Origin of the sequence: Nitrospira sp. (genome assembly GCA_037045225.1) — a bacterium.
Taxonomy (GTDB): Bacteria; Nitrospirota; Nitrospiria; order Nitrospirales; family Nitrospiraceae; genus Nitrospira_A.
Window position 1 is genome coordinate 1,843,344 of sequence record JBAOHZ010000009.1, and the last position, 16,667, is coordinate 1,860,010.

The 16,667-nt window shown below is 59.5% G+C and carries 11 protein-coding genes; 7 read left to right on the forward strand and 4 right to left on the reverse strand.

Annotated features, from left to right (window positions below; translation table 11 throughout):
- Positions 1–79 precede the first annotated feature (79 nt).
- The 7 genes from V9G17_09410 (at position 80) to V9G17_09440 (ending at position 10,220) form a co-directional block, all read left to right on the forward strand.
- Positions 80–436 (forward strand): META domain-containing protein, encoded by a 357-nt coding sequence (locus tag V9G17_09410; protein MEI2752809.1) that lies wholly within the window; start codon positions 80–82, stop codon positions 434–436.
- Positions 437–690: 254 nt separating this feature from the next.
- Positions 691–1,416 carry a hypothetical protein gene (locus V9G17_09415; protein ID MEI2752810.1) on the forward strand — a complete coding sequence of 242 codons (726 nt, stop codon included), beginning with the start codon at positions 691–693 and terminating at the stop codon, positions 1,414–1,416.
- 359 nt (positions 1,417–1,775) lie between these two features.
- Entirely contained in the window at positions 1,776–2,423 is a 648-nt protein-coding gene (locus V9G17_09420) for a hypothetical protein (GenBank protein ID MEI2752811.1), read from the forward strand.
- 35 nt (positions 2,424–2,458) lie between these two features.
- A complete protein-coding gene (locus V9G17_09425) occupies positions 2,459–7,648 on the forward strand; it encodes a hypothetical protein (protein ID MEI2752812.1) in 5,190 nt (1,729 codons plus the stop codon).
- Between the two features lie 106 nt (positions 7,649–7,754).
- Positions 7,755–8,435, forward strand: coding sequence for an N-acetylmuramoyl-L-alanine amidase (locus V9G17_09430; protein MEI2752813.1), 681 nt, complete (start codon positions 7,755–7,757; stop codon positions 8,433–8,435).
- Positions 8,436–8,740: 305 nt separating this feature from the next.
- Positions 8,741–9,481, forward strand: a complete 741-nt coding sequence (locus tag V9G17_09435; protein MEI2752814.1) for a GDSL-type esterase/lipase family protein — start codon at positions 8,741–8,743, stop codon at positions 9,479–9,481.
- Between the two features lie 67 nt (positions 9,482–9,548).
- Positions 9,549–10,220 (forward strand): hypothetical protein, encoded by a 672-nt coding sequence (locus tag V9G17_09440; GenBank protein ID MEI2752815.1) that lies wholly within the window; start codon positions 9,549–9,551, stop codon positions 10,218–10,220.
- Positions 10,221–10,592: 372 nt separating this feature from the next.
- Here the strand turns inward: V9G17_09440 and V9G17_09445 are convergent, their stop codons facing one another.
- The 4 genes from V9G17_09445 to V9G17_09460 all read right to left on the reverse strand — a co-directional run bounded on the left by V9G17_09445 (position 10,593) and on the right by V9G17_09460 (position 16,653).
- Positions 10,593–10,994, reverse strand: a complete 402-nt coding sequence (locus V9G17_09445; GenBank protein ID MEI2752816.1) for a thioesterase family protein — start codon at positions 10,992–10,994, stop codon at positions 10,593–10,595.
- A gap of 88 nt (positions 10,995–11,082) precedes the next feature.
- Positions 11,083–11,445, reverse strand: a complete 363-nt coding sequence (locus V9G17_09450) for a four helix bundle protein (protein ID MEI2752817.1) — start codon at positions 11,443–11,445, stop codon at positions 11,083–11,085.
- A 103-nt stretch (positions 11,446–11,548) separates the two neighbouring features.
- The gene (locus V9G17_09455; GenBank protein ID MEI2752818.1) at positions 11,549–12,805 is read right to left on the reverse strand and encodes a TIGR02710 family CRISPR-associated CARF protein; all 1,257 of its coding nucleotides are present in this window, start codon (positions 12,803–12,805) and stop codon (positions 11,549–11,551) included.
- A 257-nt stretch (positions 12,806–13,062) separates the two neighbouring features.
- A complete protein-coding gene (locus tag V9G17_09460) occupies positions 13,063–16,653 on the reverse strand; it encodes a hypothetical protein (protein MEI2752819.1) in 3,591 nt (1,196 codons plus the stop codon).
- Between the last annotated feature and the right edge of the window lie 14 nt (positions 16,654–16,667).

Genomic DNA, 16,667 nt, shown 5'->3' on the forward strand with positions numbered 1-16,667 from the left:
ACCCTTGCTTCATCTTGCTCTCCCAATATGTACCGCGTTGATGCTCACATCTTGCGTCACCTCCCCTTCGCCGGAGGAGATGAACCGGCGCGCCGAGCAGAACCGATGGGAGCTGTCGCATTGGGGTGATCGTTCGATTCCTTATGGCGACGATGGAGACCCCGTGATCCTCTCGTTCAAGGAGGGGAGAGTGTCAGGTCATGCCGGTTGCAATCGTTATCGTGCGGCCATCGTCTTCGGACCAGCCAGGGGAGAGCTGAAAGTCTCCCAAGGCATCACCACCCGCATGGCCTGTGAGCCCCGGCACATGGAGTTTGAAACATCGTTTATCCGGGCGTTTGAAGCCTCGACCCGTTATCGCCTGGACGGTGAAAGCTTGTCATTCGAAAGCGACATCGCTCCGCCCTTGGAGTTTTACCGTCGCCCCCTGGACTGATCAGAAACTTTCGAGCTCTCCTGCCAATTCGGACCCGAATTGATTCACTCTCCCACCTCTTTTCTCCGACGCCCTATCCCTTTCGATACGACAGCGTATCGCTTCTGATACTGATCTGAGCATTCCGCACAATTGCTTCCACTAGGCGACTTTGCTTATCTACTCAGAATCGACCTGCCTTTTCACGATTGTGCTTCTCCTCGCCCCGGCATCGGTTTTGCTCACCCTATGGAGTGAGACCGGAGCTTCACATCATGGCCCTGATAACCTTCAAAGTTCTCGTCGCGTTTGGCTTCCCCCTCGCGCTCCAGTGTGGCGGCAGACAAATACTGCCTCACGCGAGTGATCGCGCTGCCGCCATCAATCCGCCACGCGCCAAGACGCAAGCACTACTCAAGGCGCTGAATCCGTGCTGGCTCGGGAGTGGGTTGGACGCAGGGAAGAGATGCTGGTCCTGGCTCAATGAGGCGGCGCGGCAGGCCGCAGAAAAATTCCCGACCATAGACGTACTGTTTCCATTCGTCTATGGAGGCACACTCGCTCTCAATCTGTGGTGGGTCTGGGAGACGTTGGGGCACCCGTTCTATCCCGCCTGGATCGTCGCACCGTTGGCGATGATACTGACGGCCGACTGGACGGAGCACCTCCTTCAACTGGCGCAGCTCAGCCACTCCGTCTCCTCAAACAAAAGCCGCGCTCGGAACCTCTGGATTGAGATCTCAGGCTGTGCAACAACCATCACACTGTGGCTCACCTTGGGCTTATACATAAGCCTGATGGAACTGGTTGCCAAATTGATGGTCATGCTGTCACGTCGTCGCACCGCCGGTCATGACTCAGCGCGTCTCATCGACCGACGAGGATGGGTGACTGAGCGGTTGGGGATCGGACGGAAGGTCGATCCAGCGGCCTCGCCGAATCAGAGGTTCCATCAGACGAACCGTCCGTCCTCATCCTGTGCGGTGTATCTTTTGAGATAACTATTTCCTCACTACTTAGATACAGTTCCGCTCCCAGCCGAGACTGCTGCGTCCGAATCCTCACCGAATCGCTTCTATCAGCCACATACCCCTACGCACCACCATTGGCACGTGCTTTGCTTTTCCCGTAGACCAGAGCGACTTGTGGCCATTGCCTCTTGCACTCAGTACCGGCGTCGCAGGATCCGGTCCTGTAGCCGATTTCACTGGAACGCGTCTTAGACTTTCGCGCCGCCTCTTCAGGGCCGATCGAGATGCGGCCACCGGCAACGACGAGTCCTCGCCCGGGCCGGAAGTGAGTCAGTCAATAGCTCCACGATCCGGGGACACCTCGACAAATTCATCGGGAGGAACGATCCATGCCGTTGCCCACAACCAATTCGTATTTTCAGGATGGCACCCTGCAGGGTTTTACCACAGAGGGAACCGTGCGTATCGTCGAGTCATTTGACGCGATCCACGGCGCACACCACTTCTGTCCCGTCCGGGGCGCGCACTTCATCGTGCTCGACGACCCATCCAAAATCGATGGGGACGGCGCGCGAAAGCCCGCCCCCGGCGACCCAACGCCTGCGGATACGACGCGGTTCACGTTTACCCCCGATGCCGACAACAAGACGACGCTCGGAGTCGACGGAGCCATCCTCGAATGTCGAAACGTCCTCATTCAACCAGGCCAGACACTCTGGTTTCATTGGGCGTTCGCGCGATTCGACTGGTCCCCGGCGAACGATTTTGCCCTGTTCGTGGCGTATGAAGGCGGTCGGACAGACGGTCCTCCGGCCTACACGTGCATGCTCGCGGAATCCCTGATTCTCGAACGCCAGAACCGATGGTTCACCGACTGGCAGGCTTTTTCCTGGCGCCCGGCCACTCCGTTCAACGGCACGCTGCAATGGATCGTCTCCAACGGCATCTCGACGACGCTGCCCGTTCCACGCCCCGGCGGAAACGCCCGGCCATCGGCACTCTTGCTCGATTGCGTGGAACTCGGCCAAGCCGTGTAACTTCAACTTTTGACCGACACAGTGAGGAGGCAGACATGCGGTTCAGGAATTCAACCGGCGTACATGAGATAGAAGATGGCGGGAAATGCAGGACCTTCGTCCTGTCCGTGCTGCTGACGGCAACGGCACTGTATGCGCAGACAGGCTGCACCGCCTTGCCCCAACCACCGCGCACCATCCATGCCCACGTCGTCGCGTTGGAACAGCCGCTTGTTTACAATCGATTTGGCTCCATGAACCCGTACGGCATGGTCTATGCCCTGAAGCACGATGTAGTGAACAAGGCCGATGGCTTACCGATGGACGAGCACTCTCGACCGGGCCAGGTTCGTCTGGCCGACGGCAAACGACCACGGCCGCTGGTACTGCGAGCCAGTCCCGGAGATCGGCTGATCGTACATTTTTCCAACATGCTCTCGCCGGAACAGCCGGACCTCAGTTCCACCCATTGGCCGGTGCCGTACACGAACCTGAATGAAAAGGAGGCCCCGGGCGCAGAAGAACCCGAAGCGCCGGCCCCGTCGATTGTCGGTGACGCGGCTCGTCAGGGCTGCGGATCAGAGCAGGCCGTAAAGCCAGTTCCGACGCCTGTGGATCGACGCACCGACTGGCCACGTACGCGCTGCGCCACCATCACCATCTCCGGCCTCACTCCGGCCGGCAATGGATTCGATCCTGCCGTGACGGGACTCGCCGGCATCCCCCCGGGGCACACGTTTACCTATCAATGGAACATTCCGGGTGCGGCCGAACCCTCGACGCATCTGTTCTTCAGCAACGCCGCGCCGGCCGGCGGTGAAGGCGACGGTGGGAGTCTCGTTCACGGACTGTTCGGTGCGCTCCACGTAGAAGCGCGCAACAGCCACTGGTACCGCAGCGAGACCACACCGGCAGACCTGGCGTTGGCCCGCACCCAGCACCGCGACTCCGCTTTTCTCAACTATGAGGCCGTGCGCCAAGATGGGACTCCCATCCTGAACATGCTGAAGCAGCAGGGGCCCACAGACTATGAACTCATCTATGGCAACCTTAACGCGATCATCGTCGATCACAAGCTGCCGGAATCGCCGGCCTTCCGTGAATTCACCGCCATTTTTCACGACGAGCTGAAAACCTTTTACCGGGACGAATTCACGGCGCTGGAAACAGAGTTCACATTGTCAGGCGTCCGCGACGGCTTCGGAATCAACTACGGAGCAAGCGGCATGGGCACCATTCTGTTGGCGAATCGCCTCGGCATGGGACCCGCTAAGCGATGCGTGGAATGTGCCTACGAAGAATTCTTCCTGGAATCATGGGCCAACGGCGATCCGGCCTTGCTGGCCGCCTATGCAGATGACCCGTCCAACGTCCACCATAGCTATCTGAACGACCGCGTGGAGTTCCGCAATCTCCATGCCGGCCCTAAAGAAACCCACGTGTTCCATCTGCATGCCCACCAGTGGCTCGCCCAGAAAGAAAGTGAAACCGGCACCTATCTCGACTCTCAGACGATTGCTCCTCAGCAGGGGTTCGTCTACCCGATTCATTACGGCGGAAGCGGGAACCGGAACAGGGCGCCGGGTGACTCCATTTTCCATTGTCACCTCTATCCACACTTCGCACAGGGGATGTGGGAACTGTGGCGGGTCCACGATGTGCTGGAAGACGGCACCCGCCGCCTTCCCGACGGCGAACTGGGCCACGGCACCGATCCCCTGACTGGCGCGACCAATCCTGCCAGCGGTACACCGATTCCCGCGATCATTCCGCTGCCCGGACAAGCTATGCCACCCGCGCCGGCCTATGGCCCCGACAAGAATCCTGGATTCCCCTTCTTCATTCCCGGTACTGCGGGACATCGCGCCCCTCAACCGCCGATGGATCTGGTGCGGGACGGAGGACTCCGGCGCCACGTCGTCAAGGACGGGACCAGAACCGTCTCGCATGTGCCTCACACCCAGGCAGCCACCTTGGCGCCACGGGAATTAGTCCGGCGTGCCCTGGCCACGGGAGACATGTCGACGGCCCTGGAAACAGCGCAGCTCACCCTCCTCCCCAATGACGGCACGACGCTCGAGCGCGCCGCCATGGCCTTCCACGCCGATCCCAACGGTCATGCCAGCATGACACCGGAAGGCCTCCCGTCCACCTATCGCGTGAATGGTCGCGCACCACAACCGGGCGCCCCCTTCGCCGATCCGTGCGACGCCCAAGTGGCCAAGCTGGCCGGCGAAGTCGACGAGCAAGGCCGGCTCTACGAGCGCACGTACAAAGTTTCGGCGATCGATGTCGATCTGGTCGTCAACAAAGACGGATGGCACGACCCACAAGGGCGCATCAACGTCTTGGATGACGATGTGCCTGCCTATACCGGTCGCAACGGACGGACCACGGTGAAAACCGACCAAGCCAAACCGTTTTTCTTTCGCGCGAATTCCGGAGAATGCATCCGCTTCGAACACACCAATCGCACGTCCCATGAACTGGAGCTGGACGACTTTCAGGTGCGGACCCCCACGGACACGATCGGTCAGCATATCCATTTGGTGAAGTTCGACGTGATGTCATCGGACGGGTCCGGCAACGGCTGGAACTATGAAGACGGCACCTTCGCGCAAGGGGCGATACGAGAACGAATCGAAGCCACCCATCGCCCGGGCGGCGGCGCGCGCGATGAAGGAGGCCGATCCATCACGCTGGCCCTGCCTCGCGCGAACGAGTATCAAACCACGGTGCAACGCTGGTTTGCCGATCCGTTAATGAAAGACCATCGAGTATGTGAAGCGGAAGGCGGCGTCCGGGGTAAGCCGGCCCAGGCGCCGAAGGCTTGCGAAGATCGGACGATTCGGACGGTATTTACCCATGACCATTTCGGACCTTCTTCCATCCAGCACCATGGCTTCTACAGCGCATTGCTGATCGAGCCTTTCAGGTCCGTCTGGACCACACCGAACGGCGACCCACTCAAGGGCGGTGTGGGAACACAGGCCAGGATTGTTGGCGCGCAGGATTCTGCTCTTCACCCGGATCATCGGGAGTTTGCGCTCGCGGTGGCGGACTTCGCCCTCCTGTACGATCCGCACCGAAAGCAGGGCGAAGGCGAACATCAGGGAATGGAGCATCAAATCGCGCGGGCGAAAAGGGAGGTGACAGACCCGGCGGTCGTCCGGCAGCTCCAGACCCATGCGACAGACTACTGGACCCGTCATGGACGGCCGGTGGATCCGCCGATGCTGCCAGAAGCCATTTCCAAAGACCATCACAACCCCTATCTCGTGAATTATCGCCACGAGCCGATTCCATTGCGGATCGGACTCCGTGACAGTGACGGCAGCATCCGACGGCAGAACCCTGGATTACCGGGCGACATGGCCTGGGCCTTTAGCTCCGATATCCACGGGGACCCGTTCACAGAAGTTTTCGAAGGATATGAAGGAGAGTTGGCCCAGTTGCGGGTGATTCAGGGCGCGCAGGAAGTGCAGCACATGATCAATCTCCACGGCATGCGCTGGCCGCGTGAAATCGACAACGCCAAGAGTCCCTTGGTGGCGGCGCAGGAGATCGGCATCTCCGAACATTTCGAACTGAAGCTCCCGCTCTCCAACGTCTTCCGCGGCCTGCACTTCGCCGACTATCAATACGACTTCGGCGCAGTCGACGATCTCTGGAACGGCGCCTGGGGCTATATCCGCACGTACAACGGTGTCGACGCGGCAGACCCGCAGCAGCTGTCCCGAACCATATTGGGCAACCGCTCGCCTCAATCGCTGAAACCCGGCGATCCACTCTATACTCCCATCGGCAACAGGCTGAACCCCCTGCCGGCGAATCCGTCAGGCAAGATCCGGCTGGCGGGACAACAGAGTTTGTACGATGGAACCTGTCCGATTCCTGAACACTTCGCGCAACTCAGCGCGCAAGGCAAGGCAACGGAAGTCACGTTCTACGTCGATGCCGTGAGCATTCGAGACTGGCTGGGGAGCGATCTGCCCTACGATCGTAACGCCGGCATCACCGACCCCGACGCCCTGACGTTTGTCTTGCTCACGCGCCTCGCACCCGGCGACAGCCCGCTCAGCCCGCAGGAATTGGACCAGCGGCGCGAGCAACTCCGTGCCCACTATCAAGCCCGCCTCTCGGACCCTGCGATCACCGACCCGATCGAGCCGCTGGTCCTGCGGGCCAACGCAGGTGATTGTATCAAGATCGACCTTGCCAACCGGCTCCCCCAATCACTCCGGGATGCAGCCGGTGATGCGTTGATGCCGAAAATCGTTCCGCTGAATGTGGACCAGCACGCATCCGAAGGCGCACAGCGTGCCGCAGATGTTCGGCCCTCGTCCTACGTCACGCTGCATCCGCAACTCGTGTCTTACAACGTGGCCAGCTACAACGGCGCCGCCATCGGTTTTAACGGTGAAGAGCCGGTCGGCCCCGGACAGAGGAAGCTCTACTACTGGTACGCGGGCACGGTGTCGCTGGAAGGCGATCGCCTTGTCCATACGGCGGCAGAATTGCTGCCTGCAAATCTGACCTCATGGGGCGATATCATCAACCACGGTTCACACGGCCTGGTCGGCGCACTGATCATCGAACCGGCTGGCGCGACCTATCACGACCCGCTATCCGGCGCCCGGACGGAGAACGGTGGGACCTCGGCACAGATCACCTATCCCGATCCGAACACTCCGGCATCTCATTCATTCCGGGAACATGTGGTGCTCTACCGGGACGGCTTGAATTTGCATCATAGAATTGCCGCCGGGACGACGGAACCGATGCCCGATTGTCGCGTCTGTGACGACTCCTACGACCTGGGAGAGAAGGGGTTCAACTATCACTCAGCGCCGTTCCAAGCCAGGCTGGGACAGCACCCGTCGGCGAATTTGAACGGCGCATGGTACCCACCTGACTTCTTTACCCCCGCCTATCGATCAATCCCGACGACGACCTATCGTGCCGTCCCGGGCGAAGAAGTCCGCTTCCGGGTACTCCAGCCACACGGACGGAACCGGCAGCATGCGTTCCTCGTATACGGTCACGACTTTCCGGATCTCCTGCCGCAATTCGGATCGCCTCACAGCCCGCTGATCTCTATCGGAAAGGGTCTGACGGTCAACATTCGCCATGCCAATCCGGGATACTGGCTCTATCGAGACGGCCCAACACACATGTGGGCCAGTGGGATGTGGGGAAGTTTTGTGGTCGGACAACCGCCACGAAAAGAGAATGCGGCGCAATAAAACCGAATCGAAACCCCGTCGCCACCACGCCGCACTCCGCCCGAGTTACGGTTTAGTGCTCAGACAGGCGCTGGTGGCGACAGGAAGACGTTCACGGAGGAGCCCCATGCCGAGTCCCGCCACCTACCAATTCAATCTGCCACGACGAGGCCGCCCGTCCGACGTGATGCTCAACGAAGTGTGGTACCCCGGCATTCAAGCCTATTGGGAGGGTAGCACGTCGAGTCGCATCTTCGACGCCATCTTAGGCATCAAAGCGCTGGTCGTTCACGCGACCGCCGGTTCGAGTTCGGCAGGCGCCATCTCGGTAATGAAGGAGGGGAAGGCGTCGTTTCACTGGCTGCTGCCGGATGAAGATGAGCCGCAACATGGGCAACTCGTGTGGGCCTGTGCGCCGGAAGCCAGAGCCGCGTGGCATGTCAGAAATTCCTGTTCACACCCGAGCGTGAACGACGGCGCCGACAAGGTCAACCACTGGTCGCTTGGTATCGAGGTGGTGAATGGGCAGACGACCCGCGACTCCTTTTCCGATTGGCAGATCCAAACCACCGCACAGATCGTGCGTTACTGCTGGGCCAAATACCCCAACCTGAAACATGTCGTCTCCCACGCGAAGCTGGACCCGGCGCGGCGTAGTGATCCGGGCGCTGCCTTTCCCTGGGCACGTCTCAAGAAACTCGTCCTCGCACCGGATGCAGAGGATGGAGTGCCGCGCGTGGCTGCGGAAGCGACATCGGCGGCCTCCATTGAATCTGTGATCGATCACAAGGGTTGTTGCCAAGGTTGACAGGCATTCGAACCCATCCAGTCCAAACTCAGACTCGCAATCGTCACGACGCAGACGGCCTACTGCGTCACACCCGGGATCTGTCCGTACGGCGTAGAGCCGACGCAGACGGAAGAACACCTGTATCCCATCCGATATACCAGCGCATCAGTCGACGCCATCACCGATTCATCCATGAGGCCACAACAACTGCTTCTTGCGTCACTCCGTCCCAGCTCCTCGGTCAAGGATACCCTTGACGTCCCCCGTACCAATCATTGAAAGTTGCACCCATCGAACGTTGCCCCCATTTCGCGAGGCGCCCGATGTACGCACGGTTTGGTCCTGCTCTCTTTTGTCTGACACTGTGGCTTGGATCGACGCTGTCGCCCATAGGCTGCACGGTTGCCGCCGCCGACCAAATCACAGCAGTGGTTCCAGCCCCTCAGACTCAAGCCTGGTGGACGGAACGGCATGAACGCGCCGTGGCCCGTCTGCAGCAGAGCCCGGTCGATCTCCTGTTCATTGGGGATTCCATTACGCAAGGATGGGAAGAAGCTGGACGCCGGGTATGGGAAACCTTTTATGGACGGCGTCGTGCAGCAAACCTGGGATTCAACGGCGACCAGACCAACAACGTACTCTGGCGGCTCCAGCATGGGGAGCTTGATGGGATCGCGCCCAAACTGGCGATCGTGATGATCGGCACCAACAACACGTCAGTACGGAAAGATCCTCCGGAACAGACCGCTGCCGGCATCCACGCGATTCTGACCACGTTGCACACGCGTCTGCCACAGACTAAAATCTTGCTGTTGGCGGTGTTTCCCAGAGGCTGGTCAGCCGACGAGCCGCTGCGGCTTGTGAATCAGGCCCTCAACGAACGACTACGGGCCTACGCCGATCAGCGCCAGGTATTGTTCCTCGATCTAGGCCCACGTTTTCTCGACAAGGCAGGACGACTCTCCGAGGAGGTCATGCCGGATGCCCTGCACCCCAGCGAGCGAGGCTACCGCCTATGGGCCGAGGGCATGGAACACCTGGTCAAACCTTTACTGCGCGAATGAGAACGGACCGGTGCAAGGGCCACACCTTATCCGGCCGGAAGAGCCGCGACGCGTTGGACCTCATCACATGATTGTTCGATTCATCACAAACCGGACTGGTTGCCGCCGATGGCGAACCACGTGTGCGTTGATGGGCCTCTCACTGTTCGTTGGCGGCTGTGCCCTCCAACAGGAGATCTCGCGTACGCCGCGGACGGCGGTCGAACAACTGCTGCTGACGGGAGCCGTCGATCAAGCCTTGACGAATCTCACGCTGACGCTCCCGCCGCAGGCCGATCTGCACCTGGAAGTCAGCGGGTTTTACATCGATCGCGGGCGATTGACGATGCGGGACCAAACCTCGGGTACGGTGCAGGATCCCACCCCGGATTCCTTCTTCGTTCAAAATACGGTCGCGGTGGCGCTCGGCCGGATGGGTTATCGTATTCGACATCGCGACGATCATCCTGCCTACCTCGTCCGTGTAGCCATTGAATCGCTCGGCACCATGCAAGGCCTGACGTTTGTCGGCATGCCGCCCATCCAAAGCGTCATCATACCCTTTGCCCTTCCTGAGCTGACGCTGTATAAGCTTCAGGCCCAAAGCGGCTACGCGAGATTCCACCTCGATGTCTTCGAGAACCTCACCGGCGCTTACAAGGGATCCTCTGCCACGATCATCGGACGCACCCACTACGATCAATACACAGCCCTGTTCTACATCACCTGGATTAGGACAGACCTCACCGCGCCGCCATAACGGAAATCGCGAGCCCTTGCTTCCGTTCGAGCCTCCATGGCGAAGGCCTCCGCTCGAATCCGGATCAATCACCCGCCCTGCGCCCGCCTCAGGTCGCAGCTCAGAGTCAAGGGCACCGGTTGGTGAACTCATCTTCCCAATGTTGCTGAGAAATACCGTTCGTGACGCGACACGCCGTCATATTGCGAGCTAGAGGTGGGGACTAGACGCTGCAACAACGGAGGAGACATCCCCTTGCGGGAAGAGAGGCGAGGAGGAGCTACGGTTTCTTCTTTTTCTTGTCGGACGGATTGTCGGAGAAAAGCAACCAGGCAAGGACGACGAAACCAATCGCCACCCCAGTTACAGCCAGCCATGTACCGAGTTTATCCATTAGCTCCTCGTCTGTGGAAGTCCTTGTAGCGCAGCCAGAGTGGGTTTGTCGAGCCGCTTTATTTTCAACTGCTCATCCACTGCCACTAACTTGGCCGACCCTTCGACTACGAGACGCCCGCTACTCCGTTCCCGCAGGACATGCGCGAAGGTAAAGGAGGCTTGACTCACCGCCGCCATCGTCGTCTCGATGACCAGCGTCTCACCATACCGCGCCGGCGATCGATAGTCGAGTTCGGCATGGACCACCATAAACTGCGTCCCCACGTCTCGTAACTCTGCAACCGACAGGCCCCGCTCTTCGAGATAGTGGGTACGCGCCCGCTCGAAATACTTCAGATAGTTGGCGTAGTACACCACCCCGCCGCAGTCGGTGTCTTCGTAGTAGATTCTAATTTCCATGGGAGCGAATGGTGTAGACAAGAGCTTATGGCGTATGGCCGGAACGACCGGAGTAGATGGCAAATGCCTTATCGCAAAAGCGCTTTCTTCACTCCAGTGCGTTCCGGAATGCATTGATGCTCTTTGCCAGCTTCTGACCTTCATCGTACAACGCCTTGTGTTCAAGGTCGGCAATATATGCTTGCTCCGCCGCGAGACAGGACGCAGCCACGACTTCGACCGTCGAACCTAGGGCAATTTCCAGATGATAGTCAAAAGCCTTTTTAGAGCTCTTGGCCGAACCTTCGGCAATATTGAGGCAAATGGAATTCACGGCTCTGTTCATCTGAGATCTTAATCCATAGTCCTCGTGGCGAGGGAATTTCGCCGTCGCCAAATATACTTTCGAAGCGTAATTTTTTGCCTTCTTCCATATATTGAGCGTTTCAAACCTGAATGACACTTCTTGCACTCAACCTTTCGACTTCGGTGCGCGACAATTCAGCGCAGTCATCCGTTCCCTTAACCGCCCCGATCTCCCCCCTCCTAGCCATAAGCTATAAGCCATATGCTCTTTAGAGGTTAAGATTCGGAAACTTCGGCAGCGAGGACTCACTCACGCTGGTGAGTTTCATCACCACATCGGAGAACTGCTGTACGCGTTCGGCTTTGATCGCCTCAAACCCGTGGCCCAGCACGGCATGGTTGGCGGCATCGAGGAGCGGCTTCATCTTGGGCCAATCGCGGAGAAACGCCTGCCCCATCTGATCACCCAGGCCGGCCAATGCCCGGAACTGGCTCTGCAACGGGAGCTTATACTTCCCGTCCACATCGTCCAGGTAACAGGTGCGGCAGGTGTCCCGCATCGCCTCGGGCAATTGCTCCGGCTGCACATCCCAGGTCTTGATCTTGTACTGCTTGAAGAGTTGCCGCTGAGCGCAGGCTTCCATCGCGCGCATGAGTGCCACCATGGCCCGCTCATAATCATGGTCCACGTGGGCGCGACGATGGGCATGTGCGAGCAGATCGAGCACGACCCCTTCCTTCACGTCGGCGGGATCCAGTACCAGCTTTTCCAAAAATCCGTTATTGGCTTTAATGAACGGCAGAAGCGCCTTTAACCCGGGCGGCCCACCCCAGAGCGACGCCATGTCCAGCGCCTTCAGCGAGGTCTTCAGTTTGTCCCAGGCCTGGCGGTAATGAAACTGCTCCCACAACCCATACCCCGACGACAATTCCCCCAAGGCTCGATAGAGGGGTTTCTGCCCACCGCTCACGCGAGCTTCCAGCGTATGAAACAAGGTCGCGGCGGCCCTGAACGAACCGTGATTGAACGCCTCGCTGGCCTCCCGGCGCACCACCACTGCCGACTCATCCCAGGGATTGCCTTGCAGCCAATACTTGGTCAGGCCGCCGATCGCGATCGCTTCACCCTCTTCGCGACCCACCGCATCAACCAGACTGATGACTCGCGATGTCCAAGGTTGACTGACCGTCGCCAGCGCCGCGGCCATGGCGGGGGTCGCTCCCGTCAAATCGACCACGACCTCACCCACCTGCACAGCCCAATTGCGAAACAGGTCGTGAATGGTTCGTGACAAGGCCTGATGACAGACCATCACGTCGGCCGGATCGGGTGTCACCACCCAGTCCCAGCGCTTCGGCATCTGTTGCACCAGCGGTTGCACCGCCTCCTCGACCTGCGTTTTCGCAGATTCCGGCACAAAAAAGCAGAGCAATTCCGGCTGCAGTCGATTGATGACATAGGCGGCGAGCGCCGGTGCGTCGGTGAAGGCGAGGATGAGCGCTTTGACAGGAGTATCCGCAGGCATGACGGCGAACTATACCACTGCACTCCTGCTGCTTCAATGAACGGGGGTTTGCCGGTAGTGTGGTCAGGGCCAAATGGTTTGTTACTTAGGGCGTTGATATGTTCGCTGGGGGCAATAACTCGTTCGCGAAGGGGCACACTGAACTGGACTGTTTTGAAAATTTATTGTGACCTGTTTGGCAGACTACGAGCTTTCAGCAGCCTCCTGCATGACGAAATGGCGACAGGGCGAAAACTTGAGGCCAGGTTCGTTGTCGACTACTGCTTTGCCCAATGCACGGCTATCCAGAAGTCCCGAATGGCTTTGTCGCTGAACTCGAACGTGTGCTCGCCGATTGCGCTGGCCGGCAGTTCGCCGGTGGCCACCGCCCCCGATACCAGCAGATCAGTGGCAGCACCCGTGAGCGGGAACTCCTTATTCGTTCCCGCTGCTAGACGTGCCTGGAGTGGCGCGCCTGGCGCCCCGTCGCTTCGGCGTGCCCACAGTTGCATGGCCTTCATCGGACCCAAGCGGTCCTTGCTCCAGAGCGGGAAGTGTTCCTTGTGCAGTGACAGACTGAGCGCGAACTTGCCATTGGCCCGGGCGGGGGCCCCGAGAAACTTCGCCCATTCGGCAGGGAATTCTTCGCGCATCGAGAACAATCGCACCGAGCCGAATGATGTGCCGACGTCAATACGAGCCTTCAGCGCCTCCATCGCGGCGTCGCGCAACGGCTTGCCGCCTTCACGGGCTGTAAAACGCACATGCAAGACGACGTCGGCAATTGTGGCGTAATCAGAGGACTGGGGATCTTTTTTGCGCGGATCGGCCGACAACCTCACCTGCCACGTGCTGATGGCCCCGCTGTACTCAAAAGGCAGATAGCGCTCGTCACGAAGGTTGGGCTCGAACAATCCGCTGTCGTTCTGCGCCGAGCTGGTGACGATGGATTGTACGCTACCCAGGTGGTCGCTAAAACGGGGGTCGGTGGTATCGGCTCGCTCATATCCATCGCCCACTAAAGACGATACGCGCGTAGAGCTACGAAGCAACGTCAGTGTGCAAGCGAGGCTGGCGTAGGGCCCACTCACGCAAGGAATGCTCAGCGAAACCGATTTCAGGCGCCGGAAGTAGTGCCCGGGTCCATCCAGATCAAATAGCGATTCAGGCAATTGGATTGTGCATGAGCCCGTGCTGCGCAGCTCGACCAGCGCGCGTGGGTCCAGTTGCAGCAGACTCACATGCTTGGTCAGCTCATACTCACGCTGGTTCTGCTCATGGTAGGCCATCTCCATGCGCTTGATGTCCAGCAGCAGGCGCTCGCCAGCCAGCAACCCCTCTTTGCCGGCCTGGTAATCGAACTTCAGATAACTCAGGCCGGGTTGGCCGAGTTCATGCTGAAGCGCCCGCTCGGCCTTTCGCGCAACGTCGAAGGCAAACTGGAAAGCTCGTGCGTGCAAGCCCCTGAGCTCTCGCTTCATCCAGGCATACAAGGGCTTGTTGGTCTTCTTGCCATCGCTGCTCATACCCTCGCTATTGAGGAACCGTTCGATCTCGTCGGCATGCTCCATCTGCTTGCGGTGGTTGCGCAGTTCCATCTCGGCAACGGCCTCGCGGATCTGCGCGGCACGGATCTGCTTAAAGACCTGATTGATCTCGCCGACAGCGAGGTTGCTCTGAAATGCCCAGTCCTGCTCACGGCGGGCATAGCTGCCGATACGGGCAGCCTTTCCAGCCTCATATGAGTTCCGTCCCGCGGAAGATGTCGCTCCATCAGCCGCCATAGACAGCTGAGTCGAAAGAGCACGCCCACCAAACTGAATGGCTGCACCCACACCCATCGGTTGGGCCTGAGCCCCAAGCTCGGGTATCAAGCTCAAGAATTTCGCAATCATGCTGAGCGAAGCGCCTTCTTCCTGTAACGATTGGGCTGTCTTCAGGCGAATCAATTCCTCACTCTCGTAGCTGCTGATGAATCGCCCACCGGACTCACCAAAATTCTGGACAATGTCCATATTCAAGTCTCGAACAGACAGCAGGGGCTCCTGCGTCACCAGACTCAACTTCTGCAGACTCTCTCGATCCAACTCCTCAAGTACCGGCAGCGACTTGGTGATGTCTTCCGCCTTCGCGCCTAGCTGCTGCTCGTAGTAGCTGTAACGCTGCACGGCCAGTGCCAGCGACTGGACAAGGCCCTCCTTCGCCTTGACTGCTTCCTGCCACTGGGCATACCGCACCTGCTCCACCATTTTCATCAGCACCTGCTCGTGCCGTGCACGCATCAAGGCCAACACCTCGCCTTCCTCCTTCTCCATTGCTGCGAGCTGCCCATTGCCGATAACCATGACTTGCTGCGCCAGCTCTGTGGCCTTCTGCAGCAAAACCGCGCATCGCACCAGGGGGAGCGGCTGGTTTACCCCATTGACGATGGCTCCCACGTCCAGCCCAGACGCTGCAGCACGGGCCAACAAGGCGGGATCGATTGGAGGTTCGAACAAGGCGAGTTGCCGGAACACCCCTTGGAGGTTCAGGCTGTTGCGGATCTTGAACAGCCGATCTGCGACCGTGTCCCAATAGGTCAGCAGCTTGTCGTTGCGCGGCACGCAGAAGTACAGCGCCTGACCCATGCTGCGCAGCGAGGCAACGCCCTGACTGCTGTTGGGTGGCGGCGGAGGCATCGTGGGCAATAGGTCGAATGGCAGTTCGGGTTCCAGATCGCGCAAGACCGAACCGAACAGTTCGAGATCGCCGCGCAGGTTATCGTAGGTCTGCGGCTTCACCCTGCCCTTGCGCGGTACGGCTTGCGGGCGTGGGCCAAGGATGTTGGCCGCCAGCACGTACAACATCATCGCCTCGTCGATTGCCTCACCCGTGTCCTGGCGGTACAGCGAGTCACCCCAATCAATCAGGTTGTCCAGGTAGGCCATCACCGTCTTGACCATATAGGCCTGCTGGCGCTGCCGCGCCACGGCGTGAGGCCGGAACGGCGTATTCATCCAGTCCTCAATGCTGCGCCGTGTGGCGTCCGCAATGGTCACGTCACCGTTTGCACCCTTGGCGAGGTTGACCAGCAGCTGTTCGACTGAGTGGGTCTCCAGGCTCAGGAACGGCAACACCTTCCAGAAGCGCTCGGGGGCCGGGCCATCGCTGTTGTCGGTGGGGTCGAACAGGATATGAAGCCACCGTTGCGCCTCGACGAAACGCCCGTTCTTGCTGAGGTGCATGGCCAGGGTCAGCGGCACATGAAAGAACAGCTCCCAGTTGTAGACCGAGTAGGCCCCGTGTGGGCTAAAATCCAACTCCTTAACCGGGTACGGCGACTTAACCTTACCTGTTGGCTGGTAAGCGGTGGCGCTAAAGATCTCCTCGAACAGCGCCGGGCGCGGCGCGCCATCGACGAGTTTTGCGTCAGTATCGGCGTTGAGCTTCGTCAGTCGTCCATTGGGCTCTCGCAGCCGCGCCCCATTGGGCAGGGCCACGTCGGTATTGGCCGCCGGCGCTGGCTTGAGGATTGATCCATCACTCAGCGTCAACAGGTGGCGGCCGGCGAAGCGCAAGACGACACCACTGGACTTCACCGTCATGGTGTTCTCGGGCAGAAGGAAGGCAAGCTTGCCGGCCAGTTCCACTCGCACGACGAACTCGGTGTCCAGGGCCTGAAGGCCAGCCGTCCCATGGCGCAGCAGGCGTTGCAGCATGGTCTGCACGTAGGGATGCTGGTGCAGGAAAAAGTTGTACGAGAGCTCGCGGTTGCGGCGGGAGTAGTGACGCGTTTCGCGCGTCTCTACGATGCGGGATTTCACATGCTCAAACTCCGAGTAGGCTTGGCCGTGGAACACGCGGTCCTTAATGAAGAGTTGAGGGTTCATAGCTGTGCTCTCCT

Coding starts and splice junctions, on each gene's coding strand:
- V9G17_09410 (MEI2752809.1), top strand. CDS start 80: ATGAACCGGCGCGCCGAGCAGAACCGATGGGAGCTGTCGCATTGGGGT.
- V9G17_09455 (MEI2752818.1), bottom strand. CDS start 12,805: ATGCCTGCGGATACTCCTGTCAAAGCGCTCATCCTCGCCTTCACCGAC.
- V9G17_09415 (MEI2752810.1), top strand. CDS start 691: ATGGCCCTGATAACCTTCAAAGTTCTCGTCGCGTTTGGCTTCCCCCTC.
- V9G17_09445 (MEI2752816.1), bottom strand. CDS start 10,994: ATGGAAATTAGAATCTACTACGAAGACACCGACTGCGGCGGGGTGGTG.
- V9G17_09435 (MEI2752814.1), top strand. CDS start 8,741: ATGTACGCACGGTTTGGTCCTGCTCTCTTTTGTCTGACACTGTGGCTT.
- V9G17_09460 (MEI2752819.1), bottom strand. CDS start 16,653: ATGAACCCTCAACTCTTCATTAAGGACCGCGTGTTCCACGGCCAAGCC.
- V9G17_09425 (MEI2752812.1), top strand. CDS start 2,459: ATGCGGTTCAGGAATTCAACCGGCGTACATGAGATAGAAGATGGCGGG.
- V9G17_09420 (MEI2752811.1), top strand. CDS start 1,776: ATGCCGTTGCCCACAACCAATTCGTATTTTCAGGATGGCACCCTGCAG.
- V9G17_09430 (MEI2752813.1), top strand. CDS start 7,755: ATGCCGAGTCCCGCCACCTACCAATTCAATCTGCCACGACGAGGCCGC.
- V9G17_09440 (MEI2752815.1), top strand. CDS start 9,549: ATGATTGTTCGATTCATCACAAACCGGACTGGTTGCCGCCGATGGCGA.